Genomic DNA, 24,072 nt, shown 5'->3' with positions numbered 1-24,072 from the left:
TTCGATATGAACGCAACTCGGTTCACCGTCAAAAGCGACACGCACACAGACGTGATTGATATCACCGACCGGGTTCGGGACGTGATTCCCGAAGACGCCGAAGGGACCTGCACCGTGTTCGTCCGCCACACCACCGCGGGTATCACTGTCAACGAGGCCGAGCCGCGACTGCTGGGCGACCTCAGCGACGCACTCGGCGACCTCGTCTCGGACAGCGGGTGGGACCACGACGAACTGGACGGCAACGCGGATTCACACGTCCGGGCGATGGTCGTCGGGGCGAGCGAGACGATTCCCGTCCGCGACGGAGACCTCGACATGGGGACGTGGCAGTCCGTGCTGTTCGTCGACTGCGACGGACCGCGCGAACGAGCCGTCGACGTGGTCGTCACCGATTGAACCGGGCGTCTGGTGACCGCCAATCAGGCCGCTTCGACCTGCTGCTCGCCGTATATCTCGGCGAGTTTCTCGCGGTACGCGCTGCGGATGTTGCGGCGCTTCTTTTTCATCGACGGGGTGAGCAAGTCGTTTTCGGCGGTCCACTCTCGGGAGACGAGCGCGAACGACTTGATCCGCTCGACGCGTTCGAGTTCCTCGTTGACCGCGTCGACGGCAGTCTGGACCCACTCGTGGACACGTTCGTCGTCGACCAGTGCTTCTGGATCGTCGGGAAGGTCGACGCCCTCGCTGTCGGCCCACCGGCGGAGTTCCTCGAAGTTCGGGACGATTATCGCGCCGACGAACTTCTGGTCGTCGCCGACGACCATGACCTGATCGACCCGGTCGCTCGTCGCGAACTGGTCTTCGATAGGCTGTGGCGCGACGTTTTTGCCCGTCGAGAGGACGAGCAGTTCCTTGAGCCGGTCGTGATAGATGAGGAAGTCATCGTCGGTACGTTCGACGATGTCGCCGGTGCGGAACCACTGAGTGCCGTCGATTTCCGTGAAGGCCCGTGTCGTCGCATCTGGCGCGTTCCAGTACCCCGCCGTGACGTTCGGACCGTCGACGAGCAGTTCTCCCACGTCGCCAGTGACATCGTCAAACTCGCTGGCGTCGACAACACCGGTATCGATGTGGACGTCGACGTTAGGCAACGGGGCACCAAGGGTTCCGGGACGGGTGTCTTCCGGCGGGTTCACAGTCAGGACTGGCGACGTTTCCGTGAGGCCGTATCCTTCGAGTATCGTCAGCCCCATCCCGAGGAACGTCTCACAGAGCGTTTTCGAGAGACTGCCACCGCCACTGACCATGAACTCGATGTTCCCGCCGAGCCGTTCTTTGACCGTGCTGTAGACGAGGCGGTCCGCAAGCGAGTGTTTCGCCGTAAGTATCGGTCCCGGATTGTTGGTCCGGGCGTACTCGCGGGCCACGTCCATCGACCAGTCGAAAATGCGCTTTTTGAGCGGGGACTCGCTGGCCTGCGTTCGCATATTGTCGAAAATCCGCTCGTAGACTCTGGGGACGCTTAGCCCGGTCATCGGTTTGACAGTCTGGAGGTCGTCGGCCAGCGTATCCGGGCTTTCGGCGTAGCTCACAGCTGCGCCGGACGCGTACATGAAGAAATGGCCCGCGAGACGTTCGAACACGTGTGCCAGCGGGAGGAACGCTATCGAACGCGTCTCGGCGGTAACGGTCGGCAGGTGCGACGGCTTGTCGGGTCGTGGCCCGATTCGCCTGCGCGTCTGATTGACGTTCGCCCGGAAGTTGCGGTGGGTGAGCTGGACCCCTTTCGGCTGGCCCGTCGTCCCGGAGGTGTAGATGAGGCTCGCCAGGTCGTCGGGGTCGCGCTCGTCCAGCCAGGACTGGTACGCCGTCTCGCTGAACGTCTCCTCGCCGCGCCGATACACCGTATTGAGTGTGTACACGTCATCGCGGTCCACGTCAGTGTCGTCCATGACGACGATGAACGAGAGGGACAGGTCCTCCTCGACAGCCAGGACGCGGTCCAGCATCGCAGCGTTCTCCACGACGACGGCGCTCGCCTCCGGGTCCGACAGCAGATACTTGACCTGCTTCGGCGAGGAATCCGTGTACACGGTCGTCACCACCCCACCCGCAGACAGAATGGCAAAGTCACTCAGCGCCCACTCCATTCGCGTGTTGGACAAGATACCGACGCGAACGTCCGAGCCGACACCGAGGTCACGGAACCCTGCGGCCAGGTATTTGACCAAGTGGTGCATCCGCTCGTAGCTGAGTTCGGCGTAGTCGCCGTCGGGAGCCGCCGGTATCACGTCGTCGGTCAGTGACCGATCGTAGACGCCACCCTTGTACAGTTGGGCCGTCGTCTCGGCGTTCCGGGCCGCGCTTGCAGCAAACATCTCGCCCAGCGTGTCGTCGCCAATGACTTCGTCAGTGTACGCTTCCTCGGCCTGACGCCAGTCAGCGTGATTGCCTGCAGTCATGTCATACCGCAGTGTTCACTAGGCCATCCCAAATATGTGCAGGATGTTAACACTCTATTGGTTTGTCGGAGTTGATTCCGTCAACGGTTTTGAAAGAAAGGACGACGACGGGATGGGAAAGTGTCGCACCAAGACTATATCTCGGCCACAGCATAGTCGAACTATGGTCTTCTCGACAGAACCAGCCTGGGATGATGCCGTAGATCAGTTCGTCAAGACCTACGAGAACGCTATCGTGTACGCGGATATCGATCAGGAGACAGTGTTACACGAGGGAGCGGTTCGCGTCCTTGCAAACGGCTGGGTCGAACTCCCCACCGGGCGACTTCTCTCACCGGACGCTGTCCACCACATCGATACGCAGATGAACTGAAACGAAGATTCGGTTTTAACAGCGGAAAATGCACCCAAACGATCCGAACCGTGAGTGACGCACGGCAAGCGGTCGCCGTCCAGACTACGGGTAGAACAGACGCGTTACTGCCACTCTGTCCGGCAGCCCTCGTTGCAGAAGTGAGCCGTTTCGACGCTGCCGTCCTCTATCCATGTGATAACACGGTGAGTCACTTCGTTGGCGATAGCATCACCGCATGTAGCACACTCCGGTGCCTCGTCCTCGTCGATATCTTCGTGGTGATCTGATGTCGGGTCGACCATCTTAGTTGAGAGTGTCTTTCACGGCACTTAATCCCACATACTTGCACTGAACGTCACGAACATACACGAATGTCGAATCGGTAACAGAATGGCAGTAGCGTGTACGTGAGCCGGACGGACGCCCGCTGTGCAGTCCTGCTATCGGTCCCGGGTAACGGACTCTCCGGGGGAGGAGGTCGCGCCCGATGAGAGCACGACGCCGGCGTTCAGGCTGGTGTTGATGGCCGTCTTTGCGCCGTCGCCTGCAACGACGCCGAACTTTCGCCGACCGGTCGAGACGCGGTCGCCTTTCACTGTCATCCGGACCGGGTCGCCGTCGTGGCGGAGGTTCGCTACCTGCGTTCCCGCGCCGAAGTTGACCTCACGACCGATGACGCTGTCACCGACGTAGGAGACGTGCGGGACGTTCGAGCCGGCCATCAAGACCGTGTTCTTGAGTTCGACTCCGTGGCCGACGTGAGTGTCCTCCCCCAGCAGGGTCGCGCTGCGGACGTACGCGTTCGGTCCGACGTGTGCGCCCGAGCGAACCAGCGCCGGCCCCTCAATAACGACGCCGGGTTCGATGACGGCACCTTCCTCGACGACGACTTCGCCGCGCAGGTCTGCATCGCCCCGGACCTCCCCGTCGAGTCGCCGGTCCAGTTGCCCCAGTTTCCACTCGTTAGCTTCCAGTAGCTCCCAGGGCCGGCCCACGTCCAGCCAGCGGTCGACCTCGACAGCAGTGACCGTCGCCTCCTCGATGACTCTGGCGAGGACATCTGTGATTTCGCGCTCCCCGCGGTCGCTGAGGGGCACGTCCAGCCAGTCCCGTGCCTCGGCTGGGAAGACGTACGCCCCGGCGTTTGCCAGCTCCGTTGGCGGATCGTCTGGCTTCTCGACGATGTCGGTGACGGCACCCCCGTCTGTCGACAGCACGCCGTAGCTCGTTGGGTCGTCGACGCGGTAGGCAGCGACCGACGGCGCGGCATCAAAGAGGCCGCTGAGGCTCTCAGCGTCGTAGAGGTTGTCGCCGTTGAGGACTGCGAAAGGGCCGTCGAGGTGGTCCTTCGCGGCTGCCACCGCGTCGGCAGTCCCCAGTTGCTCCTCTTGGACGGCAAAGCTGACCGGGACGCCGCTGTACTCGTCCCCGAAGTACGAGCGGACCGCCTCGGCCTCGTAGCCGACGACGAAGATGAGTTCGTCGGCCCCCGCTTGAATTGCCGTGTCGGCGGTGTGTGCCACCAGCGGCCGGTCAGCGACTGGGAGCATCGGCTTCGGAGTGTGGTCTGTCAACGGCCGCATACGCGTCCCCTGCCCCGCTGCGAGTACGACTGCTTGCATGGTCTACCCGTCGCTCGGCCCCGGAAAATACCTACCGCTGTTGACTCGTTCGAGAACGGTATACACAGAAGTTACCTGGGTGGGGAAGTCGTACCTACACCTATTCCACGGCCTTGAACGTCCACTCCGCGCCGAATGGGGTCGTTCGGTAATCCCACCGTCTGTCTGAATCCGGTTCCGTCACCAGTTCGATGGTTCTGGTTTCGCCAGCGGGAATCCGCTGTGTGTAGGGTCCATCAGAGTCAATGTACCACGTATCTGCGGAATAGCCAGCGAATATGCCCGGATCGTCTGGCGTCTTGAACTCAAGGATGGATTTGAACACCCCCGCGCTGTCACCGACGTTTTCGACCTCTATCTCAACGATCGCTTCATCGCCTGTAACGTCTTCCGGCGGAACATCGATGTTCGCCATTTCGAACTCGGGGAAGCCACCGGGTGACTGAAGCGGGATTTCGATATCAGCGACCGCACTCCCTTCTGCGAGGTTTATTCCGAGTGTGAGGTCGTCGACCTTGGCCTTCGGGACAGCGTAAATCAGATGGCCGCTGTAGGTCTGCCCCGGATTGATGTTCTCCCCGACTGCGTTCGTTCCGTCACGACTTGCAGCCGACTGGCTCACGAAGCTCGATTCGGGGACGACAAAGTCGTCTTTCGACACCGTCTGGGCCTCGCCTGTTCCGTTCTCGAACGTAACGCTCAGAATCAGCAGGATGTTATCTGAGACCGTTTCGCGAATGGCATGTGCGGTGTTGTCGCCCAAAGTCCGTTCGCCAGCGGGGAGCTCGTAGGTTATCATCTGTTCGTAGGTCATATCAGACACTGTGGCCTGGACCCCACTGGCAAGCTCAATGCTTTCCCCAGTGCTCCCCTGCTTCGGGAGGACAGACACAGTTGATGTGACTGTATCGTCGACAGCATAGAAGTCGGAGGACGCTTCAAACGCCCACGCTCCGGCATACTCGGCGTCAACACGATAGCTATGCGAAACTTCTTCGCCGGACGCCAGTCCATCAGCGTTGACTGTGACTGTCTGTGGCTCAGTGTTAGCTGATTCTGAGTGAACGAACTCTATGGTTGCATCCCCGGAGATCGGCTCACCACCGACGTTGACGGCGGTCACGTCACCCTCGATGGTATCACCGAACGCGACCTCTTTTGGCCCACTCACGGAGAGCAGTTTCAGCCGCGCTGGTGCCTCCTGATCTACTTCGTACGTTGGTTCTGGTGTTGACGTGGACTCACTGTTTCCGTCACCGCCGTCGCTACCACTACATCCTGCAAGGCTGAGTGCAGCGATGCTGCTTCCGATCGTACTCACGTATGTTCGTCGGTCCATGTACTACTCGCTTTATATACGAGTGGAAATATGTTTTCTTTTACCTATATACTTGTCAAATATGAATGCAAAGCATCCTATTATTCAACACAGGTTCTTGTAGGGCCATTCGATCCAATCGACTGTCAGGATAGCGGATAGCACTGGTTGCCCCACAGACAGGAATCTGACAGTGGGACGGTCGTTCGCAGATCTGTTCGAAATACGGTACTCAGTCCGGTGTCGGTAGTCATTGATCCACGGTACAGCACCCAAATAAAGTAGTGACACAATCGACACGAAACTTATGCCGGAGCGAGAGCCAGCCCGTCGTAATGAAATCCCGACGGACGGTTCTGGTCGCGTTCGGGGCCGCGCTCGCTGGCTGCGCTGGTCTCGATGGCAGCCAGACCGCGACGCCAGAGTCAGCAACCCCGACGGGCACGACAACGCGGTCCGACCAACGTGCTGAGACAGCGACGGACCAGCGGACGGCAAGCGACAAGCGTCCCGACCCGCCGGAGGGTGACGCAGTCCGGTGGACGTACCAGACGAACGGCCCCATGACGGGACAGTGGCCTGGCTACGTGACGGACCGACCGGTCGTGCGGGATGGGACAGTGTACGCCATCGGCGGGACCAATGACCGAGGAACCCCGCCCCAAGAACGCATGCAACCGCCCAGGAGTCAGAACGTCTACGCAGTCGGCACCGACGGAACACAGCAGTGGCGCTACGCGGCGAACAAGAGCGTGCCCGTAGTAGCTCCCGCAGCCAACGGGGTGTACGCTATCGTCGGCTGGAACACGAGGAGGCTGGGAATTGGGCAGCAACTGGTTCGCCTAGAGAACGGCGAGTTACAGTGGGGGACGGAACCACGGGATAGATATCTGTCCATTCTCGGAACCGCCGACGAGACAGCCATCGTAAGCACACACGACGATGCGATCAACCGTGCCGGAGAGTCACTGTTTGCTGTCACGTCGGATAACAGAAATCGATTCCAGCGCGAAACTGGGGATATCCGCAAAGCGGTGGTACAGAACGGAACAGTGTACGCCTCTGAGGGTCCAGACCGCACCAGTGCGTTTGACACAACAGACGGCACGCGTCGCTGGTCCTCCGCGGGACGCCTGCTGGGAGACCCGCTAGGACACTACGGAGATTCGCTGTACGTCAGGGGGGAAACGGATTCGGGTGAGCCTGCACTCGCTGCGATAGACGAATCGACAGGGGATTCCAGCTGGCAGTATCAGGAAGGGGAAGCCACTGAGGACGGCTTCAATGTGACGGGCGCAGTAGAACGCGATGGGACGGTATACGCGACAGAGTTCGGTGGACGCCTAGTTGCGCTCCAGTCAGCGGACGGGACCGAACAGTGGCGGTACCCGACAGCGAATGACACGAGAGGTCCGCCGGTCATCGCCAACGATAGGGTGTGCGTCCCTGTTGGTAAGACGACAGTCCATGCCGTTGACCGAAGTGCCGGAGAGCGCGTCTGGAGTCACTCCTTCAAGCGGTCGCTACGAGAGATGCAGACGGCATCCGATGCGGTTGTGTGCTGGACGCAGGGTGACGATGCCGCTGGCGTACACGCGCTTTCCTTCGATGGCGACCCGATGTGGCGCGTCATCATTCAGGGAACAACGACTGCCCCAACGGTCACGGAGTCCGGAGCGTATATCGGAACACGGAGCGGCTACATCCTGAAACTTGGAGAGTGAGCCCGCTACGTACCGTGTCTGTGCAGAAGCATGCTATACAGAACGGCGGCGAACGCCGTTGCTCGCGGAGTAGTTCGCGACAGTAATGTGCTCGGTCAGGGATTTGAACCCTGGTCCTCGGCTCGAAAGGCCAAGATGATTGGCCGGACTACACCAACCGAGCGTACTCAGTCGTTCCGGGTGGACCAATTTAACCCCATCGAAATAGACGCTACCTGAGGATGCGTACCACAGGCGTGCGACTACGGAGAGCAGACCGCCCCCGTGACGTATCCACGAAAAAGATGCTCCGTATTTGCTTGGCGGCCGAGTCCGCTATTACTTCCCTTCGAAGTCCGGCTCTCCGTCGCCCATGAACGCGTTGATGCCCTCCATCACGTCGTCGGTCCCGATGAGGTGGCCGAAAGCCTGCGATTCGACTTCGAGGCCGGCGTCGATGTCGTCGCGGCCGGCGAGCATCGCGCGCTTGGTGAGTTTCTGTGCGACCGGCGGGCCGGCGGCCATGTCTTTGGCCAGTTCGAACGCCCGCTCGTGCAGAGCGTCGTTGTCGACGACCTCGTTGATGAAGCCGTACTCAGCCATCTCGTCGGCGTCGTAACGGTCACCGGTGAAGATAATCTCCTTGGCGCGGCCTTCGCCGACGATGCGGGCGAGGCGTTGCGTGCCGCCCCAGCCCGGCAGCAGGCCGAGGTTGTGTTCGGGCTGGCCCAGCTCGGAGCGCTCCGAGGCCACGCGGAGGTCGGCACAGGTCGCCAGTTCCATCCCGCCGCCCAGCGCGTAGCCGTCGATGCCGGCGACGACCGGCATCGAACATTCTTCGAGCTTCCCGAAGGTTTGCTGGCCCTTGCGGGAGAGTTCAATAGCGTCCAGCGGCGTCGCGTTCGAGGCCATCGCCTGCACGTCGGCCCCAGCGGAGAACGCCTTCTCACCGGCCCCGGTCAGCAGGATGGCACGCACCTCGTCGTCGTCTTCGAGCAGGTCGACGGCGTCGGCGAGGTCGTCCATCAGTTCCGGGCTGACGGTGTTCATCCGGTGCGGGCGGTCGAGTTCGATGTGACCGACCATGTCACCGGGATATTCGATCGTGACGTTGTCGAACTCCGCCGGCGCGTCGTCTTCGCTGCCGTAGAAGCCACCTTCCGCCGCGGCCTCTCGGAGACCGTCGGAGACGGCGTAGCGCTCTGCGCCGGTCGCCTCGTGGGTTTCTTCGAGTGTATCGACGAGTGTCTCGAGGCCGGTCTTGTCGGCGATCTTCGCAGGACCGTCCGGGAAGCCGCCGCCGAGCTGGACTGCCTGATCGATGTCCGCAACGGGAGCGACATCGTTCTCGACGAGCTTCCCGACCTCGTTTGCCATCACGGCGACGAGGCGGTGCTCGACGTCTTCGCGGCCGGCGTCGGTCGGAATGTCGACGCCGCCGTTCTCGTAGTCGTAGAAGCCCTTCCCAGTCTTCTTCCCGAGTTCCTCGTTCTCGACTTTCTGTTCGAGCAGCGGACACGGGGCGTAGGGCTCGCCCAGCACTTCGTGCATATATTCGAGGACGTGGAGGCCGACGTCGTTCCCCACCTGATCGGAGAGTTCGAACGACCCCATCGGCAGGCCCATGTCGAACTTCGTCGTTGAGTCGACCTCAGCGATAGTTGCCTCATCGTTGTGGACGAGCCACGCGGCCTCGTTCATCAGCGGGACGAGGATGCGGTTGACGATGAACCCCGGCGAGTCCTTGCGGACGCGGACCGGCGTTTTGCCGAAGTCCTCCGCAAGCGCCTCGATAGCGTCCAGCGTGTCGTCGCCCGAGTGTGCGCCGGAGATTACTTCGACCAGTTGCATCCGCACGGGCGGATTGAAGAAGTGCATCCCACAGAACTGCTCGGGCCGTTCGGTCACTTCCGACAGTTCCGTGATAGAGAGGCTGGACGTGTTCGTGGCGAAGATGGCGTCTTCGGGCGCGTGTGCTTCGACCTCTGTGTACACGTCCTTCTTGATCTCCATTTTCTCCGGCACAGCCTCGATGACTACGTCGACATCGCTGACCGCTTCTTCGACATCGACAAGCGGCGTCACACGGTCAAGTGCCGCATCAGCCTCGTCCTGCGTGAGCTGGTCTCTCTCGGCCAGCTTGTTCAGCGACCATTCGATGTTGTCGTAGCCGTCCTCGACGAACTCGTCTTTGATGTCCCGCATCCGCACGTCGTAGCCTGCGAGCGCGGCCACTTCGGTGATTCCATGACCCATGTTCCCGGCACCGAGCACGGCGATAGTGTCAATATCCTCGAAATCCATGACATATCGTTCCACTGCCGGCCGAGGCTTCAACGTTTCTCTCGTTAGAAAACCACTCTCAAGTTTATTTCGGATTACAAACCATTAATGCATATCACGTCAACACACCACATATGGACTTCGAACTGACGAAAGAGCAGCGACAGATAAAGGACGAGATCGCCCGGTTCGCCGAAAACGAAATCAAGCCCGTCGCGACCGAGTACGACACGGAAGAAAAGTTTCCCCGGGAGATTGTCGAGAAGGCCGCCGAGATGGGGCTGACAGGCGCGAACATTCCGATGGAGTACGGCGGAGCAGGCTACAATACGCTGACGAACGCTATCATCGCCGAGGAGCTGTTCGCGGCCGATCCCGGTATCGGTCTGAGCATCCAGTCGGCCGCCTTCGGTGCTGACGCCCTCATCGGGTTCGGCTCGGAGGCCCAGAAAGAGGAGTACCTCGAACCCGTCGCGACGGGCGATGCCATCATGGGCGCGGCCATCTCTGAACCCGACACCGGCTCTGACGTGTCGTCGGTGTCGACGCAGGCGCGAAAAGAGGGCGACGAGTGGGTCATCAACGGCAACAAGATGTGGATCACGAACGGCTCGGTCGGCGACTACTTCGTCGTCCTCTGTGAAACTGACCCGGATGCGGAGGGACGGTACAACGGTTTCTCACAGATTCTCGTCGAGTCTGACCGCGACGGATTCGAAGCCGAGAAGATCACGGGGAAGCTCGGTATCCGTGCATCGGACACGGCGGAACTCATCCTCAACGACGTGCGCGTCCCCGAGGACAACCTCGTGGGAACGCGCGGGGCCGGCTTCCTCCAGATAATGCAGTTCTTCGACGAGACCCGGACAGGCGTGGCCGCGCAGGGCGTCGGTATCGCCCGTGGGGCCGCCGAGCGCGCTCTCGGATACGCCCAGGACCGCGAGCAGTTCGGCCAGTCCATCTCAGAGTTTCAGGCCATCCAGCACAAGCTCGCCGAGATGTTCACCGAAATCGAGGCCGCACGGCAGCTCACCCACAAGTCCGCCTGGAGCGTCGACAACGACGCCGACCAGCTCACGCAGTTGGCGTCGATGGCCAAAGAAAAGGCTTCCCGCGTCGCCGTTGAGACTGCCGACGAAGCCGTCCAGATCCACGGCGGCGCCGGCTACGTCAACGACTTCGACGTCGAGCGGTTCTACCGCGACGCCAAGATCACCCAGATCTACGAGGGAACGACCGAGATCCAGAAGAACATCATCGCCCGGGAACTGCTCGGAAAGGGCATGACCTGAGCGGTCCGGCACTGTCTCGCCCCACAGCGCACTCCCGGCAACCCTGCGAGGGCCCGTTGAACCACTGCTTTTTAACCCGCCGAGCGACGTAGATAGAGCAACCATGGGCGACCGAGTCTCATGCCCCGCTACTCGCCCGCTTCGGACCGTGATCAGTTGCTGCTCTCCCCGTCGCTGTTGTCGTCCTCAGTGACTTCTGTCCGGTGATGCGGACCGCGACCGACTGTCTCGTGCACAGACGATACGCCATCACTACAACACACCAATGTTCGACCGACTGAAAGCGGATATCCGTACAGCACTCACAAAGGACCCGGCGGCGACCAGTGCCGTGGAGGTCGCGCTCACGTACCCCGGCCTGCACGCGATCTGGGCCTACCGCATCGCCCACTGGCTCTGGACGAACGACCGGAGGTTACTTGCCAGGCTCATCTCCCACGTCACGCGGTTCCTGACAGGCGTCGAGATCCACCCCGCCGCGGAGATCGGCGAGCGCGTGTTCATCGACCACGGGATGGGCATCGTCATCGGAGAGACGGCCGAGATCGGCGACGACGTGCTCCTGTACCACGGTGTCACCCTCGGTGGCACGTCAATGCGCCGGGAAAAGCGTCATCCGACGGTCGAAGACGGCGCGACCGTCGGTGCTGACGCCTCGATAATGGGGCCGATAACGGTCGGAGAGAACGCATCCGTCGGCGCTGGCGCTGTTGTCGTCGATGACGTGGCACCAGAGACGACGGTCGTCGGCAACCCAGCCGAACCGGTGGGCGCGGCCGGCATCGCCTCACCGAATCCCGACCCCATCATCGCCGACGGCTAACAGCGACAGACACGTTCTTTTTCGTCGAGTCAGTACCACAGAGCGATGAGTGACTCGCCACACGAGGTGTTGCGCGCAAACCCCGACATCGGGCCGCTGGTCGAAACCCACGGCGAACTCACGCTCGACCCCGCGTCGGACCTCTTCGAGCGGCTCGTCGTCTCGATTCTCCGCCAGCAGGTGTCGATGGCGTCGGCCGCCGCGACGCGGGACCGACTGTTCGACGCCGTCACCGTGACGCCAGCAGGCATCAGAGACGCTGACAACGAGGTGCTCCGAGATGCCGGCCTCTCGCGGCAGAAGACCCGCTACGTCAACGAGGTCGCCGACGCGTTTCTGGAACACGGCTACTCGCTGGCGACGTTCGAGGACGCCGCTGACGAGGAAATCCACGAAAAGCTAACGGCCATCACGGGCGTCGGCGACTGGACTGCAAATATGCAACTCCTGTTCGCGTTCGGCCGCGAGGACGTGTTCCCGGTCGGCGACCTCGGCATCCGCAAGGGATTCGAGGCCGTCGTCGGCGACGGGTACAGCCGCGCGGAGATGTGCGAGTACGCCGAGCGGTGGTCGCCGTATCGGAGCTACGCGAGCCTGTATCTGTGGCGGGCTAGCGAGGACATTGCCGAGAGCGTCGCGGAAGTGAACGAAGACTGAACCGGGCCGGAAGCCGGTACTGGCGCGCCGTTACTCTTCGCTCTGCTCCTCTTCCTCGGTGTCCACTTCCGTCTCGTCGTCCGCGCGGCGGTTCACGTCGACCTGGTAGTGCTTGAGGATGTCCCGTCCCAGCAACAGCGGGTAGTCCATGTGCCCGCGGTCTTCGACGCTGGCGGTGACGGTGTGCTGGGTCCCGCCGACGCCGACGACGAGGTCGACGACCGGGCGCGAGCGGCCGGACTTGAGGCTCCCAGATTTGATCTTCACGATGTCGAGAATCGGCCCCGTTCCGATTTCCGCGGCGAGTTTGGCGTCGATACTGGTTCTGGTCGCACCGGTGTCTGACTTCGCGAGAACGGACTTGGTCCCCTGCGTTCCGGTGACGACAACCTCCTCGATGTAGCCCACGACGACGTTTTTCTGCGCTTTCGGCTGTGGCTTCTTCGGCGTACACGCGGGCTTGGAGTCGTCGAGTCGGTCGGAGAGCCGTTCGACCGTTTCATCGTCGACACTCCCGCCGGCCCGTTCGATGGCGAGCTGGGCAATATAAGGGGCGGGGCTGACGCCGCTGGCCTTGAACAGGCCACGGAATCCAGCGGTGGGGTTCACTTCAAGCACGTAATAGCCGTCCTCGCTCTGGACGATGTCGACGCCGGCGTAGTCTAGCCCGATGGCGTCGACTGAGTCGAGCGCGATCTCCCGAACTCGTTCGGGGAGTTTCCCCGTCATGTCTTCGACCTCGCCGCCGAGCGCGACGTTCGTCCGCCACTCGCCTTCGGGCGCGTAGCGGTTCATCGCGCCGACGATCTGGTCGCCGACGACGTACACGCGGAGGTCGTGGTGGCGTTTCTCGTCGTGTTCCATGTACTCCTGTAGGAACGCGTAGCGACCGCCGACCTGTGCGTTAACCTGATTTTCCATGTCGACCATCCACGTCCCGCCGCCGTGGGTACCGATGGCCGTTTTGTACACCGCACGGTCGCCGAAGCGGTCCCGCTCCTCGTTCAGCATATCGCTCGACAGCGCGAGCAACGCATCCGGGACCGGGACGCCAGCGTCAGCCAGCGCGGCAGCGCTCGAAAACTTGTGTAAGGCCGTTGTCGCCGCCATCGGCTCGTTCAACGTCGGTGCGAGCCGGCTGATAGTCATCCCGAGCCCGATTCCCTCCGCGGGATGTTCGCTGCTGGAGAGCAACAGCCGATTCGCAACCGCGTCAACATCGGGTTCGAGCGTCATCTCGCCGTCGGTAACACTGATCGCGGTGTTTTCGGTACGAAGCCACTCCGTCCCGTAGCCCATCTCGTCGACCGCGTTCAGGATCGCCTTCGACTCCTTGCTTGAGTGGAGACTGAGGACGCCCACCGTGAGGTCTTGGTCGCTCATGCTGTCGCTTTCTGTCGGCCCCAGTATAGGTGTACGGATGCGCCATCCGGCACGGCCCCGTCGGGGCCTGTCTCGCCGGAGGGGTTTTATCAGCCGCCTCTCGTTGTGAGTGCATGAGCGAGGCCGAGCCGTTCACCTACGATGGGGGAATCGTTGCGTCGGGCGAGACCCGTAACGTTCGCTACACGGTCAGCGAGACGTATCTGGGGGACGCCGTCCGGATGCCGGTCACCATCGTCAACGGGGAGCAGTCCGGTCCGACGGTGTTTCTCACCGCAGCGGCACACGGTGACGAACTCAACGGCATCGAGGTCGTCCGGGAGGTCGCCCACGAGTGGGACCACGAGGGGCTGGCGGGGACGCTGGTCTGTCTCCCGGTGCTGAACGTCCCGGCGTTTCTGGCACAGGAGCGGTACCTGCCGATCTACGACCGGGACCTGAACCGCTCGTTCCCCGGCGATCCCGACTCGACGAGCGCGAAACGGATGGCCCACGAGATTTTCCGGAACTTCCTGGCCCCGTGTGACGTGGGCCTCGATTTCCACACGTCCACGCGCGGGCGGACAAACATGCTCCACGTCCGAGCAGACATGGGGGACCCCGAGGTTGCGCGGGTCGCAAACGCCTTCGCGTCGAACGTCATCATCTCGTCGGACGGCCCGTCGGGGTCGCTCCGGCGGGAGCTGAGCGATTCTGGCGTCCCGACGATCACAATAGAAATGGGCGAGGCCCATCGGTTCCAGCGGCCACTCATCGACTCGGCTATAGAGAGTGTACGGTCGGTGCTTACGGAGTTCGGGCTCCGGGACTCCGACACCGTCCGGTGGCCGGGCTGGCGGACAGTCATCGACGACAGCGACGAGAAGACGTGGATCCGTGCGGACTCGGGTGGGCTGGTGGATATGCACTACGACCGCGGTGACCTAGTGTACGAAGGCGACGTTATCTGTACGATCGCCAATCCGTTCAAGACGGAGAACACGCTGATGCGTGCGCCGTTTACCGGACTGCTGGTTGGCATTCTTGAGAACCCATTGGTGTACCCCGGCAATCCCCTCTGTCATCTGGTCCGACTCGACGACCGGACACAGCGGGCCATCGAGTGGAACCGCCGGGCGGACGACGACGATTGGTAACTGCGGAGTAGTCAATTGACGAACGTCTTCGGGCGGGATTCCGGCCATACGCGTCCGTTGTAGAAACTACTATCTGTCCCCGGACTAACCCCCCAGTGTATGAGTCAGTCTTACAATCGCGGCACCGTCGAGGACTTCGGACGGTGGCGGGAGTTCACGGCCGGGATGTGGGCCTGGATCTTCCACAAGTTCACCGGCTGGGTTCTCGTGGGCTACCTGTTCACCCACATCGCGGTGCTGAGCACTTCGGTCGGCGTCGATCCGGCGAGCGCGCAGGCAGGCAGCGACCTCTACACCAGCACGCTCAGCGGCCTCGAATCGCTGCTGATCGTCCGGTTCCTTGAAGTCGGTCTGCTGGCCGTCGCCGTCTTCCACATCCTCAACGGGATTCGGCTGCTGATGGTTGATCTCGGTGTGGGGCTGGAATCGCAGGACAAGAGCTTCTATGCGTCGCTGCTGCTGACCGGCGCTATCGTCGTGGCCAGCGTGCCGACGTTCCTCGGGGGGAAGCTAGTCTAATGGCCCAGCACTACTCCTCTTTCGACCGCGGCGGGCGTCGCTGGCTGTTCCAGCGGCTGACAGCAGTGTTCCTCATCGGCGTGCTCGCGTTCCACTTCATGCTGTTGCACTTCGTGAACCACGCCTCTGACATCACGTTCCTCGGCACGCAGGCCCGGATGAGTCAGGTCAGCTACTTCGCAACGATGTGGCTGTTCCTCGTCACCGCGACGTTCCACGGCGTCAACGGTGTGTACAACGCGCTGGTCAATCAGGGACTCACCGGTTCCCAGAAAAACGCAGTCAAATACATGCTTGGCATCGCCGGCCTCCTGCTCGTCGTGCAGGGGACCCGCGTGTCGCTGGCCATGACGACCCTCGTCTGAACTATGAGTACGCAAATCGAACAACAGGAAACCGAGACGGAAGCCGACGAGGAAACAGAGCCCGAAGTCGAATCCCCGGGTGACCGTCGGCGCGCACAGCGAGACGAACGACAGGCACAGGAGCAGGCCCAGCGGGAAGTCGAAGAGGAGACGCTCGACGACGAAGACACGATCACGCTGAAGGTGTTCCGCTACGACCCCGAAGTCGAGGGGAAGCAGGAACCACGCTTCGACGACTTCCGCGTTCCGTTCCACAAGGGCATGACCATCCTCGATGCCCTCATCTACGCACGCGATCACTACGACTCCTCGCTGACCTTCCGACACTCCTGTCGACAGGCTGTCTGTGGGTCAGACGCTCTGTTTGTCAACGGACGACAGCGCCTCGGCTGCAAGACGCAGATCTCCGAGCTTGAGGACCCGGTCCGTATCGAGCCGCTGCCCCACCAGGAAGTGGTGAAGGACCTCGTCGTCGACATGGAGCACTTCTACGACCAGATGGAAGCCGTCGAGCCGTACTTCGACGCCGACGAGACGCCGGACGACAAGCTCGAAGAGCAGCGCCAGACCCGGGAGAACCGCGAGAAGGTCAAGATGTCCACGCGGTGTATCTGGTGTGGCGCATGTATGTCCTCGTGTAACATCGCCGCCGGCGACAACGAGTACCTCGGCCCTGCCGCCATCAACAAGGCGTACCGCTTCGCGATGGACGAACGCGAGGGCGAGAACCGCAAGCAGGAGCGCCTCCGCATCATCGAACAGGAACACGGCGTCTGGCGCTGCCAGACCCAGTTCTCCTGTACCGAAGTGTGTCCGAAAGACATCCCGCTGACCGAGCACATCCAAGAACTGAAGCGGGAAGCGGTCAAGAACAACCTCAAGTTCTGGTGAATTCGGGGTAGTATTCCTTCTGCAGAACGCCGCTGGTCGTCAGGTACGCTGCGTCTGTCGCCACCTGTCATTGGTCAGTTGTTTCAAAAGCGTACGCGCTTCCTCCCACGACGAAAGTCGTGGGCTTCCGCGCTGCTCCTGCTGTGACCCAGGGTAGCCTGAGACAGTCACTATAGGGACATGGGCCCAGAGTGCGTTCAGGAGCTATCAAGATTTATTGGCATCTCTGGACAACTACTCAACAAATGTCTCTCCCTGCGGTCATCAGGAAAGATTTCAACGACGCAATCCGCTCAGGAACGTTCCTCGCTACCACTCTGTTGTTCGTCCTCGTCGCCGGATTCTGGGCGGCGATTCAGCACGTCCCGCTGACAGCTTCAGCGAGCGATGTCCCGACCAGCACGCTGGCGCTGCTCAACAGTATGGGTCAGCCGATGAGTTTCTTTGTCCCACTGCTGGGGTTAGCCATCTCCTATGCCGCTATCGCCGGTGAGCGTGACAGCGGGAGCATCAAGCTCCTGCTCGGCCTGCCGAACTCGCGCCGTGACGTTATTCTCGGGAAGTTCATCGGCCGGTGTGCCGTTTTGACTATCGCTATCCTCAGCGGCTATTTTGTCGTCGCTGTCTTCGCACTGTTCACCTACGAGTCATTTGCGGCCGTCAAATTCGTGCTCTACACCATCTTGACGGTCTTCTACGGTGCGGTCTATGTCGCAATTGGTATCGGCTTCTCGTCGATACTGAAGTCTCAGTACATGGCGGTTATTGGTGCGGGGGGACTTTACATCCTCTTTCAGCTCGGATGGGACGTTGTAACGGCTATTCTGCAGGTCATCACTGTCGGCTACACGCCCCCAGATTCCGGTGCACCTCCGTGGCTGATTGTCGTCCACGCTCTCAACCCGACTGCGGCAGTCGGCTACGCGGCACGAGCCATAATCCCCACGTTCGACGAAATAATGTCCTACCCAGTATCGGCTTCATTCTATCCTCCGAAGTGGGCCGGGTTCGCCATTCTTGGAGGCTGGCTCGTTCTATCACTCGGGTTCGGCTACATTCGGTTCCAGTCGGCGGATATAATGTAAAGTTGCACAGTCCGACAACGATGACGGCGTGGTGCGTCCGTTCCCCACTCTGTACTGTCGTGGTCGGGCTCGCCCGTTACTCCCGTCTGGCCGTCGCCAGCGCGAGAATCGCTGTCACGACCTTGTTCATCGGCGCATCAACCCGGCCTCACCCGGGTCATCGGCCGCCGGAGATCAACCGCCATATCGCCGTGGATGCTCTCGACCTGCAGCCCATCAGTTTGGAGTGCAGCTATGTGGTCGCCTCTCGCAATGAGGTGGACTTCGTGGCCCGCGTCAGCGAGTCGTGGGCCGAAATAGCCGCCAATACCGCCGGGGCCGAAGGTACAGAGTTTCATACTCTGTAGGCTTACAGCGGACCGGAGCAAAGGGACTGCGGGCAGTCTGTCGCGGCAAAGCGCAAGCGCCCCGCAACGGTCAGGAGTTCCGACAAATGAACTCGAAGCGGGCGCCGCCGCTTTCGCTGTCGGTCGCAATGACTTCCCAGTTGTGTGCGTCGACGATCTGTTCGACGATGCAGAGCCCGAACCCGGTTCCGTCATCGGCCGTCGAGTAGCCGGGTTTGAATAGGTCCGCGGTACCGTCGTGAAAGCCCGCCCCGTCGTCCGTGACATAGAACCCCCACGATTCCGTCCCGACAGTGACGGTCACGTCGTCGCCGCCGTGTTCGATAGCGTTCCGAAAGAGGTTCTCCAGTAATTCCAACATCGCACCTTCGTCGGCCTTGATGCTATCGTCGGCGTGGATTTCAAGCGTTGCGTCCTGGGTGTCGACCATCGACCAGGCCCGCTGTGAAAGGGTATTAAGATCGACTATCTCGGTTTCCGCCGGATCAACGCCCTGTTTGGCGAGCACGAGCAGGTCGTCGATGAGTGTGTACATCCGATCGATGCTCCGCTCGGCCCGCTCGAAGTGTGCGTCCTCGTCTGTCTCGCGTGCGAGTTCGAGCGAGCCGTCGAGAACGTCCAGCGGGTTCCGTAGGTCGTGACTAATCGCGTCCGAGAACCGCTCGAGGCGCTGGTTCTGTCGCTTGAGTTCTTGCTCGCGCTGTTTCCGCTCGGAGATATCGCGGGTCGTCACGACGACATGGTCTTCCAGTGGGCCGCTCGCGACCTGCTGGCCGCGGGACTCCGCCCAGATCCAGTCGCCATCTGCGTGGCGGTACCGGTGCTCGATGACAGCGACGTACCCCGGATCGTCTATCATCCGGCCGAACTCGGTGAGTGCGGTCGAGAGGTCGTCCGGATGCACGTACTCGAAGAGGTCCGAGTCCTCCATCTCGTCTTGCTGGTAGCCGAGGACGCGTTCCACGGATGGGCTGATATACTCGACGCTGCCCTGCTCGTCGAACACGGTGAGTACGTCGGAGGTGTGTGTGACGAACTGGTGGAACCGGGCCTCGAAGCGCGGCCGGTCGCTGACATCACGGGAGGTGAACACCCGGCAATCGCGGTCCGTCTCGGTATCCGCTGAGACGATGGTTTCGAGCCAGGCCCAGTCACCATCGGCGTTCCGAAACCGGTACTCCGTCCCGTCGTCTTCCCGTTCGCCCGCCAGTGTTGCCCGGACCCGCTCCGCGTCCTCTGGGTGGACGAGGTCAAGCCAGTTGGTGCCGACGAGCGACTCCATATCATACCCCAATACCCGTTCGATTGCTGGGCTCACGAACCGTATTATCAATTCGCCATCAGTGACCGTCAGTACTGAGGGTGCCTCTGCTAACACCGCTTCGAAGTCATCAGTTGACGTGAGATACTGGTCTGGCATCAGGGTGGGAACGGGTCGGGCCCGTAGTGACACTATCCGGTGGGTCTAGTATCAGTAGTTGGTTCCTAAGTATTCACAGCGTGTGATATAATTCCATCGGATAGGTCAAAAATTCACCTTGAGTGACAGTAGGGCCCTATGTCAGGAACGGATAGATCCCGCTACTGGCGTCGCACTCAGTAACGCAACAGGGAGGCTTAAGTTTGGCTAATCCTAAGCCGAAACCACGCCAAGAGACACTCTCACAATGTACGAACACGATGTTATCGTGGTCGGCGCGGGTGGCGCTGGCCTCAGGGCGGCTATTGCAGCGGACGAAGAGGGTGCAGACGTTGCCCTCGTGACCAAGCTCCATCCGGTTCGGAGCCACACAGGTGCCGCGGAGGGGGGAATCAACGCTGCCCTCCAGGAAGGGGACTCCTGGGACCTCCACGCGTACGACACGATGAAAGGGTCCGACTACCTCGGCGACGCCCCTGCCATCGACACCTTCGCCAAGGACGCCCCGGAAGAGGTCATCCAGCTCGAGCACTGGGGGATGCCGTTCTCGCGCGAGGACGACGGCCGCGTCTCCCAGCGCCCGTTCGGCGGTCTCTCCTATCCGCGGACGACGTACGCAGGTGCCGAAACCGGCCACCACCTGCTGCACACGATGTACGAGCAGGCGGTCAAGCGCGGCATCGAAGTGTACGACGAGTGGTACGTGACCCAGCTCGCGGTCACCGACCACGACGACCCCGAGGACCGCGTCTGTCACGGCTGTGTCGCCTACGATATCAAGTCCGGCGAGATTCAGGGCTTCCGCGCCAACAACGGCGTGATTCTCGCGACCGGCGGCCTCGGACAGGCCTTCGACCACACCACGAACGCCGTCGCCAACACCGGCGACGGCTGTGCGATGGCCTACCGCGCCGGCGTGCCGATGGAGGACATGGAGATGATCCAGTTCCACCCGACGACGCTGCCGTCCACAGGCGTCCTCATCTCCGAAGGGGTCCGTGGCGAGGGTGGTATTCTCTACAACGACAACGAGGAGCGGTTCATGTTCGAGCACGGCTACGCCAACAACGAGGGGGAACTGGCCTCCCGTGACGTGGTCGCCCGTGCCGAACTGACGGAAGTCAACGAGGGCCGCGGTGTCGAAGATGAGTACGTCGACCTCGACATGCGCCACCTCGGGGAAGAGCGCATCCTCGACCGCCTCGAGAACATTCTCCACCTCGCGGAGGACTTCGAGGGTGTCGACGGCCTCGACGAGCCGATGCCGGTCAAGCCCGGCCAGCACTACGCCATGGGTGGCGTCGAAACCGACGAGAACGGCGAGACGTGTATCGACGGCCTCTACGCCGCCGGCGAGACCGCCTGTGTCTCCCTGCACGGTGCGAACCGGCTCGGGGGGAACGCCCTGCCGGAACTGCTCGTGTTCGGTGCCCGCGCCGGCCATCACGCCGCCGGCAAGGACATGAAGACCGCCGAGATCCAGACCGGCCCCTCCGCGAAGAGCGAGCCCGGTGACGTAGAGCCGCCAGTCGACCCCGGCGCAATCGACGCCAGCAGCGACGATGTCGCCGCCGACGGGGCCGCTGTCGAACCGAAGGCAGTGCTCGAGAGCACCGTCGAGCAGGAACGCCAGCGCATCGAGACCCTCATTGAGTCCGACGGCATCAACCACGCCGAAGTCCGCGCTGACGTCCAGGAGACGATGACCGAGAACGTCAACGTGTTCCGAACTGAGGAGGGTCTCGAGAAGGCCCTGCAGGACCTCCGAGCGGCGCGCCAGGAGTACGAGAACGTCGCCGTCGAGGACCCATCTCGGACCTACAACACGGACCTCATCCACACTATCGAGACCCGCAACATCCTCGACGTTGCCGAGGCAATCACGCTGGGCGCACTCGCACGCGAGGAGTTCCGTGGCGCACACTGGCGTGCGGAGCATCAGGAACGCAAGGACGACGAGTGGATCAAACACACGATGCTGGCCTGGAACGAGGGACAGCCGGAGCTGTACTACAAGCCTGTCATCCTCGAAGGCGACGAAGAGACCTACGAGCCGAAGGTCCGGTCGTACTGACGGTCTGACTGCCGCCTGCGACGCTGTTTCTGCGATTTTCAGGGTGCACCGACGAGGACGAACGTGCTCTCTGTCTCGCCGTTGTGGATCGTTCGCTCCGCTTCCGGCGGAAGCTTGATTGCGTCGCCCGCTTCGAGAGACACGTCTTCGCCGTCAACCTCGACAGTGGCTGTCCCCTCGACAAGGATGTACACCTCTTCGTGACCCTCATCGGCGTGGTCGTGCGGTTTGCCGGTCCAGCCGGCATCACAGTCCAAGACAGTAACGCCGACCTGCTCACAGTCCAGCGGGTCTCGAAGGAAGTGCATTGCATCTGCGACCGGTTCCACGTCGGTGTAGTTGACTTTCGCGTAGCTCACGTCCACTGGTGTCGCCAGCCAGCGCAAAATAAGTTGTTGTGTATCCGATAGGAAAGGCCGCAGAGACGGATACCGCTCCGACACTGGGCGCTACCGCTGGTGAGACACAGATCAGCGACTGGCCAAGCGGCACTCGAACGTCGGGAGCGTTGAGTGCGGAAACACCCGCAATCATCACTTACTTGGTTGTCAGGAACGTATTGCGGATAGCTTGGAAGGGTGGCTCAGTGGTAGAGCGCTACCGACCAACATGCCAGAATCGGTTGGTGGTTACCCCGCAAAGGGCTCCGCGTGGTTCGACTCCCGCCCCTTCCATTTTCGGACATTCGCCGTGAGCGTAGCGGCCGGTACTGGTGTGTCACACTCACCAGTCGAGCCAGACATCTGACTGCCCAAAACTACCGCAACCCCGGAGAGTTGACTGTGGGCTATCGGAGATCGAAAACCGCCAGTGTGGGAACCGGCGGCTCACAGGAAGTGGAAAGGTAAGGAATGTGGGGGTGGGGGGTGGGTGGTGCGGCACCAGTGTGGTGCCTGTCTCAGACAACGAGGGGAGATGTATAAAAAGCCGTCGCTGGAGTTATCATATTTGATTCTAGGTAGCTCACCAGCCCCAGCCACCACACTATTGACACAGAAAACAACCAGAAAACGACAACGACATGTCCCAGTTTCGACCAGTTACTTGTGGGTGAACAGCACGACCTTCCCGTCGTTGATCGTCGTACAGAGGTCCATCTCGAAATCGAGATTGAGGGAGGTGAACTCCTGCTTGCAGACGACCATATCGTCGAATGGCTCTTCACAGGACGGACAGGCCACAGCCGTCGTGTTCTGGTAGGAAGCGATCGCCTCGTTGTCCTCGCGCGGCGTCAACGACGACCGAAGTTCGTCGAAATCGTCCATGTTCGGGCAACCGCGGGCGCACGGTATAAATCATACGCCGCCCCGGCACCAAGGTATTAAAGTTTACTTGTGGTAATACAATCACAATGACTTCACCCGGTGGCGGAACGCGCTTCGCACTCGTCGCAGGAACCACGGAAACCGCAGGTCGGGCGGGGATCAGTGCCGCCGGAGCCGATCCCGAACTAATGTCGGTAACGCCCGCGGCAGACGCGGAGTTGGTGACCTACGGCACACCGGTTCGGACGGACGTGACGCCGGTCAGTCCGAGCGGCTGTCCGACGCCGGCGCTGGTGACGCGAGCCGTCCGAGAAGTCATGGGATTTGACGTCACAGTTGTCGACGGCGGCCTGGCGGAAAAGACCGGGGCACCGACGGTCTCTGTCGGCGCACGCCCGGGCAAAGACATCACGGAGCAGGACCCGGTGCCGACGGCCCACGGGGCGTTCGCGGCCGCCCGACAGTTCGGCCAGTCGCTCCCGGCCGACGAACTGTATCTGGGCGAAACCATTCCCGGCGGGACGACGACGGCGCTCGGCGTTCTTCGTGCGCTGGGCGAAACGGGAATGGTTTCTTCGTCACTTCCGGAGAACCCGACAGTGCAGAAGGAAACGCTGGTCGACGAGGGACTGCAGGCCAGTTCGCTCGCACCGGGCGACGCCGCGAACGAACCGAAGCGGGCGGTCCGCCGGATGGGAGACCCCGTTCTGGCGACGCTTGCAGGCCTGACCGCGGGCGCTGTCGAGAGTGATACCGCCGTAACGCTGGCCGGCGGCAGTCAGTGCGTCGCCGTCGCCGCGCTGGTCAGGCACGGCGGCTACGAGGGGCCGCTCGGACTGGCAACGACAAGCTACGTGGCCGACGACGACAGCGCCGACGTGCGGGCGTCGGCCGACCGACTCGATCTCGACCTGACAGTGACGGACCCCGGCTTCGACCGGAGCGACCACGTCGCGATGAAGCGGTTCGTCGCCGGCGAGGCCAAGGAGGGGGTCGGCATGGGCGGTGCGCTGGCACTCGCCGACCGCGCCGGCATCCCGATGGCAGAGGTCAGGGACCGCTTCGCGGCCATCTACGACGATCTGATCGGCGACGAACCGACACCGACAGCCGAGGAGGGGGCGTGACG

23 protein-coding genes and 2 tRNA genes are annotated in these 24,072 nt (G+C 61.8%); 14 read left to right on the top strand and 11 right to left on the bottom strand.

What is annotated here, in order from left to right; all coding sequences use genetic code 11:
* The first annotated feature begins 6 nt into the window (after window positions 1–6).
* Window positions 7–399, top strand: coding sequence for a secondary thiamine-phosphate synthase enzyme YjbQ (locus C443_RS04270; RefSeq protein ID WP_005534178.1), 393 nt, complete (start codon window positions 7–9; stop codon window positions 397–399).
* A 23-nt stretch (window positions 400–422) separates the two neighbouring features.
* Here the strand turns inward: C443_RS04270 and C443_RS04265 are convergent, their stop codons facing one another.
* A complete protein-coding gene (locus tag C443_RS04265) occupies window positions 423–2,405 on the bottom strand; it encodes an AMP-dependent synthetase/ligase (RefSeq protein ID WP_005534176.1) in 1,983 nt (660 codons plus the stop codon).
* A 163-nt stretch (window positions 2,406–2,568) separates the two neighbouring features.
* Between C443_RS04265 and C443_RS04260 the strand changes: the two genes are divergently transcribed.
* The gene (locus C443_RS04260) at window positions 2,569–2,778 is read left to right on the top strand and encodes a hypothetical protein (RefSeq protein ID WP_005534174.1); all 210 of its coding nucleotides are present in this window, start codon (window positions 2,569–2,571) and stop codon (window positions 2,776–2,778) included.
* Window positions 2,779–2,882: 104 nt separating this feature from the next.
* Here C443_RS04260 and C443_RS04255 read toward each other — a convergent pair whose 3' ends face one another.
* From C443_RS04255 to C443_RS04245, 3 genes are all read right to left on the bottom strand, one after another.
* Window positions 2,883–3,062, bottom strand: a complete 180-nt coding sequence (locus C443_RS04255) for a DUF7576 family protein (RefSeq protein WP_005534173.1) — start codon at window positions 3,060–3,062, stop codon at window positions 2,883–2,885.
* 138 nt (window positions 3,063–3,200) lie between these two features.
* Complete coding sequence (gene glmU / locus C443_RS04250; RefSeq protein WP_005534171.1) at window positions 3,201–4,382, bottom strand: bifunctional sugar-1-phosphate nucleotidylyltransferase/acetyltransferase; 1,182 nt, start codon at window positions 4,380–4,382, stop codon at window positions 3,201–3,203.
* A gap of 100 nt (window positions 4,383–4,482) precedes the next feature.
* Window positions 4,483–5,721, bottom strand: a complete 1,239-nt coding sequence (locus tag C443_RS04245) for a DUF4352 domain-containing protein (RefSeq protein ID WP_005534168.1) — start codon at window positions 5,719–5,721, stop codon at window positions 4,483–4,485.
* Window positions 5,722–6,035: 314 nt separating this feature from the next.
* Between C443_RS04245 and C443_RS04240 the strand changes: the two genes are divergently transcribed.
* The gene (locus tag C443_RS04240) at window positions 6,036–7,424 is read left to right on the top strand and encodes an outer membrane protein assembly factor BamB family protein (RefSeq protein WP_005534167.1); all 1,389 of its coding nucleotides are present in this window, start codon (window positions 6,036–6,038) and stop codon (window positions 7,422–7,424) included.
* A gap of 88 nt (window positions 7,425–7,512) precedes the next feature.
* Here the strand turns inward: C443_RS04240 and C443_RS04235 are convergent.
* A tRNA-Glu gene (locus C443_RS04235) sits at window positions 7,513–7,587 on the bottom strand.
* Between the two features lie 155 nt (window positions 7,588–7,742).
* Window positions 7,743–9,707 carry a 3-hydroxyacyl-CoA dehydrogenase/enoyl-CoA hydratase family protein gene (locus C443_RS04230; RefSeq protein WP_005534165.1) on the bottom strand — a complete coding sequence of 655 codons (1,965 nt, stop codon included), beginning with the start codon at window positions 9,705–9,707 and terminating at the stop codon, window positions 7,743–7,745.
* Window positions 9,708–9,820: 113 nt separating this feature from the next.
* On the opposite strand from C443_RS04230, the gene C443_RS04225 reads away from it, so the two are divergent.
* The 3 genes from C443_RS04225 to C443_RS04215 all read left to right on the top strand — a co-directional run bounded on the left by C443_RS04225 (window position 9,821) and on the right by C443_RS04215 (window position 12,458).
* Window positions 9,821–10,978: an acyl-CoA dehydrogenase family protein gene (locus C443_RS04225; protein WP_005534164.1), complete on the top strand. Its 1,158-nt coding sequence runs from the start codon at window positions 9,821–9,823 to the stop codon at window positions 10,976–10,978.
* A gap of 265 nt (window positions 10,979–11,243) precedes the next feature.
* Window positions 11,244–11,801, top strand: a complete 558-nt coding sequence (cysE, locus tag C443_RS04220; protein WP_005534162.1) for a serine O-acetyltransferase — start codon at window positions 11,244–11,246, stop codon at window positions 11,799–11,801.
* Window positions 11,802–11,846: 45 nt separating this feature from the next.
* A complete protein-coding gene (locus C443_RS04215; RefSeq protein WP_005534161.1) occupies window positions 11,847–12,458 on the top strand; it encodes a DNA-3-methyladenine glycosylase family protein in 612 nt (203 codons plus the stop codon).
* Window positions 12,459–12,488: 30 nt separating this feature from the next.
* On the opposite strand, the gene C443_RS04210 is transcribed toward C443_RS04215, so the two are convergent.
* Window positions 12,489–13,841 (bottom strand): RimK family alpha-L-glutamate ligase, encoded by a 1,353-nt coding sequence (locus C443_RS04210; RefSeq protein WP_005534159.1) that lies wholly within the window; start codon window positions 13,839–13,841, stop codon window positions 12,489–12,491.
* A gap of 113 nt (window positions 13,842–13,954) precedes the next feature.
* Here C443_RS04210 and C443_RS04205 point away from each other — a divergent pair, with 113 nt between their 5' ends.
* The 5 genes from C443_RS04205 to C443_RS04185 all read left to right on the top strand — a co-directional run bounded on the left by C443_RS04205 (window position 13,955) and on the right by C443_RS04185 (window position 17,837).
* Window positions 13,955–14,977, top strand: a complete 1,023-nt coding sequence (locus C443_RS04205) for a succinylglutamate desuccinylase/aspartoacylase family protein (protein ID WP_005534157.1) — start codon at window positions 13,955–13,957, stop codon at window positions 14,975–14,977.
* A 99-nt stretch (window positions 14,978–15,076) separates the two neighbouring features.
* Entirely contained in the window at window positions 15,077–15,496 is a 420-nt protein-coding gene (sdhC, locus tag C443_RS04200) for a succinate dehydrogenase, cytochrome b556 subunit (protein WP_005534156.1), read from the top strand.
* Complete coding sequence (locus tag C443_RS04195; RefSeq protein WP_004592521.1) at window positions 15,496–15,861, top strand: succinate dehydrogenase hydrophobic membrane anchor subunit; 366 nt, start codon at window positions 15,496–15,498, stop codon at window positions 15,859–15,861. The genes sdhC and C443_RS04195 overlap by 1 nt, the downstream gene beginning before the upstream one ends.
* Window positions 15,862–15,864: 3 nt before the next feature.
* Window positions 15,865–16,752 carry a succinate dehydrogenase/fumarate reductase iron-sulfur subunit gene (locus C443_RS04190; RefSeq protein ID WP_004961005.1) on the top strand — a complete coding sequence of 296 codons (888 nt, stop codon included), beginning with the start codon at window positions 15,865–15,867 and terminating at the stop codon, window positions 16,750–16,752.
* Window positions 16,753–16,997: 245 nt separating this feature from the next.
* On the top strand, window positions 16,998–17,837 hold the full coding sequence (locus tag C443_RS04185) for an ABC transporter permease (RefSeq protein ID WP_005534152.1): 840 nt from the start codon (window positions 16,998–17,000) through the stop codon (window positions 17,835–17,837).
* A 137-nt stretch (window positions 17,838–17,974) separates the two neighbouring features.
* Here the strand turns inward: C443_RS04185 and C443_RS20725 are convergent, their stop codons facing one another.
* A complete protein-coding gene (locus C443_RS20725; protein WP_005534151.1) occupies window positions 17,975–18,175 on the bottom strand; it encodes a ketopantoate reductase family protein in 201 nt (66 codons plus the stop codon).
* Window positions 18,176–18,254: 79 nt separating this feature from the next.
* Window positions 18,255–19,604: a sensor histidine kinase gene (locus tag C443_RS04175; RefSeq protein ID WP_049943893.1), complete on the bottom strand. Its 1,350-nt coding sequence runs from the start codon at window positions 19,602–19,604 to the stop codon at window positions 18,255–18,257.
* Window positions 19,605–19,851: 247 nt separating this feature from the next.
* Between C443_RS04175 and C443_RS04170 the strand changes: the two genes are divergently transcribed.
* The gene (locus C443_RS04170; protein ID WP_005534147.1) at window positions 19,852–21,678 is read left to right on the top strand and encodes an FAD-binding protein; all 1,827 of its coding nucleotides are present in this window, start codon (window positions 19,852–19,854) and stop codon (window positions 21,676–21,678) included.
* Window positions 21,679–21,716: 38 nt separating this feature from the next.
* On the opposite strand, the gene C443_RS04165 is transcribed toward C443_RS04170, so the two are convergent.
* A complete protein-coding gene (locus tag C443_RS04165; protein WP_049943935.1) occupies window positions 21,717–22,037 on the bottom strand; it encodes a cupin domain-containing protein in 321 nt (106 codons plus the stop codon).
* Window positions 22,038–22,250: 213 nt separating this feature from the next.
* On the opposite strand from C443_RS04165, the gene C443_RS04160 reads away from it, so the two are divergent.
* A tRNA-OTHER gene (locus C443_RS04160) sits at window positions 22,251–22,352 on the top strand.
* A gap of 366 nt (window positions 22,353–22,718) precedes the next feature.
* Here C443_RS04160 and C443_RS04155 read toward each other — a convergent pair.
* Window positions 22,719–22,943 carry a DUF7385 family protein gene (locus tag C443_RS04155; protein ID WP_005534142.1) on the bottom strand — a complete coding sequence of 75 codons (225 nt, stop codon included), beginning with the start codon at window positions 22,941–22,943 and terminating at the stop codon, window positions 22,719–22,721.
* Between the two features lie 86 nt (window positions 22,944–23,029).
* Here C443_RS04155 and C443_RS04150 point away from each other — a divergent pair, with 86 nt between their 5' ends.
* Window positions 23,030–24,070 (top strand): nicotinate-nucleotide--dimethylbenzimidazole phosphoribosyltransferase, encoded by a 1,041-nt coding sequence (locus tag C443_RS04150; protein WP_005534140.1) that lies wholly within the window; start codon window positions 23,030–23,032, stop codon window positions 24,068–24,070.
* Window positions 24,071–24,072 lie beyond the last annotated feature (2 nt).

The organism is Haloarcula argentinensis DSM 12282 (assembly GCA_000336895.1).
Taxonomy (GTDB): domain Archaea; phylum Halobacteriota; class Halobacteria; order Halobacteriales; family Haloarculaceae; genus Haloarcula; species Haloarcula argentinensis.
The sequence above is the reverse complement of the archived record's forward strand: the minus strand, read 5'-3'. Positions and strand labels throughout refer to the sequence as shown.

Excerpts from the sequence above, each read along its gene's own strand:
- C443_RS20725 (WP_005534151.1), bottom strand. The coding sequence starts at position 18,175 with ATGAAACTCTGTACCTTCGGCCCCGGCGGTATTGGCGGCTATTTCGGC.
- sdhC (WP_005534156.1), top strand. The coding sequence starts at position 15,077 with ATGAGTCAGTCTTACAATCGCGGCACCGTCGAGGACTTCGGACGGTGG.
- C443_RS04230 (WP_005534165.1), bottom strand. The coding sequence starts at position 9,707 with ATGGATTTCGAGGATATTGACACTATCGCCGTGCTCGGTGCCGGGAAC.
- C443_RS04185 (WP_005534152.1), top strand. The coding sequence starts at position 16,998 with ATGTCTCTCCCTGCGGTCATCAGGAAAGATTTCAACGACGCAATCCGC.
- glmU (WP_005534171.1), bottom strand. The coding sequence starts at position 4,382 with ATGCAAGCAGTCGTACTCGCAGCGGGGCAGGGGACGCGTATGCGGCCG.
- C443_RS04210 (WP_005534159.1), bottom strand. The coding sequence starts at position 13,841 with ATGAGCGACCAAGACCTCACGGTGGGCGTCCTCAGTCTCCACTCAAGC.
- C443_RS04255 (WP_005534173.1), bottom strand. The coding sequence starts at position 3,062 with ATGGTCGACCCGACATCAGATCACCACGAAGATATCGACGAGGACGAG.
- C443_RS04170 (WP_005534147.1), top strand. The coding sequence starts at position 19,852 with ATGTACGAACACGATGTTATCGTGGTCGGCGCGGGTGGCGCTGGCCTC.
- C443_RS04195 (WP_004592521.1), top strand. The coding sequence starts at position 15,496 with ATGGCCCAGCACTACTCCTCTTTCGACCGCGGCGGGCGTCGCTGGCTG.
- cysE (WP_005534162.1), top strand. The coding sequence starts at position 11,244 with ATGTTCGACCGACTGAAAGCGGATATCCGTACAGCACTCACAAAGGAC.
- C443_RS04260 (WP_005534174.1), top strand. The coding sequence starts at position 2,569 with ATGGTCTTCTCGACAGAACCAGCCTGGGATGATGCCGTAGATCAGTTC.
- C443_RS04205 (WP_005534157.1), top strand. The coding sequence starts at position 13,955 with ATGAGCGAGGCCGAGCCGTTCACCTACGATGGGGGAATCGTTGCGTCG.
- C443_RS04240 (WP_005534167.1), top strand. The coding sequence starts at position 6,036 with ATGAAATCCCGACGGACGGTTCTGGTCGCGTTCGGGGCCGCGCTCGCT.
- C443_RS04225 (WP_005534164.1), top strand. The coding sequence starts at position 9,821 with ATGGACTTCGAACTGACGAAAGAGCAGCGACAGATAAAGGACGAGATC.
- C443_RS04245 (WP_005534168.1), bottom strand. The coding sequence starts at position 5,721 with ATGGACCGACGAACATACGTGAGTACGATCGGAAGCAGCATCGCTGCA.
- C443_RS04215 (WP_005534161.1), top strand. The coding sequence starts at position 11,847 with ATGAGTGACTCGCCACACGAGGTGTTGCGCGCAAACCCCGACATCGGG.
- C443_RS04190 (WP_004961005.1), top strand. The coding sequence starts at position 15,865 with ATGAGTACGCAAATCGAACAACAGGAAACCGAGACGGAAGCCGACGAG.
- C443_RS04270 (WP_005534178.1), top strand. The coding sequence starts at position 7 with ATGAACGCAACTCGGTTCACCGTCAAAAGCGACACGCACACAGACGTG.
- C443_RS04155 (WP_005534142.1), bottom strand. The coding sequence starts at position 22,943 with ATGGACGATTTCGACGAACTTCGGTCGTCGTTGACGCCGCGCGAGGAC.
- C443_RS04265 (WP_005534176.1), bottom strand. The coding sequence starts at position 2,405 with ATGACTGCAGGCAATCACGCTGACTGGCGTCAGGCCGAGGAAGCGTAC.
- C443_RS04150 (WP_005534140.1), top strand. The coding sequence starts at position 23,030 with ATGACTTCACCCGGTGGCGGAACGCGCTTCGCACTCGTCGCAGGAACC.
- C443_RS04175 (WP_049943893.1), bottom strand. The coding sequence starts at position 19,604 with ATGCCAGACCAGTATCTCACGTCAACTGATGACTTCGAAGCGGTGTTA.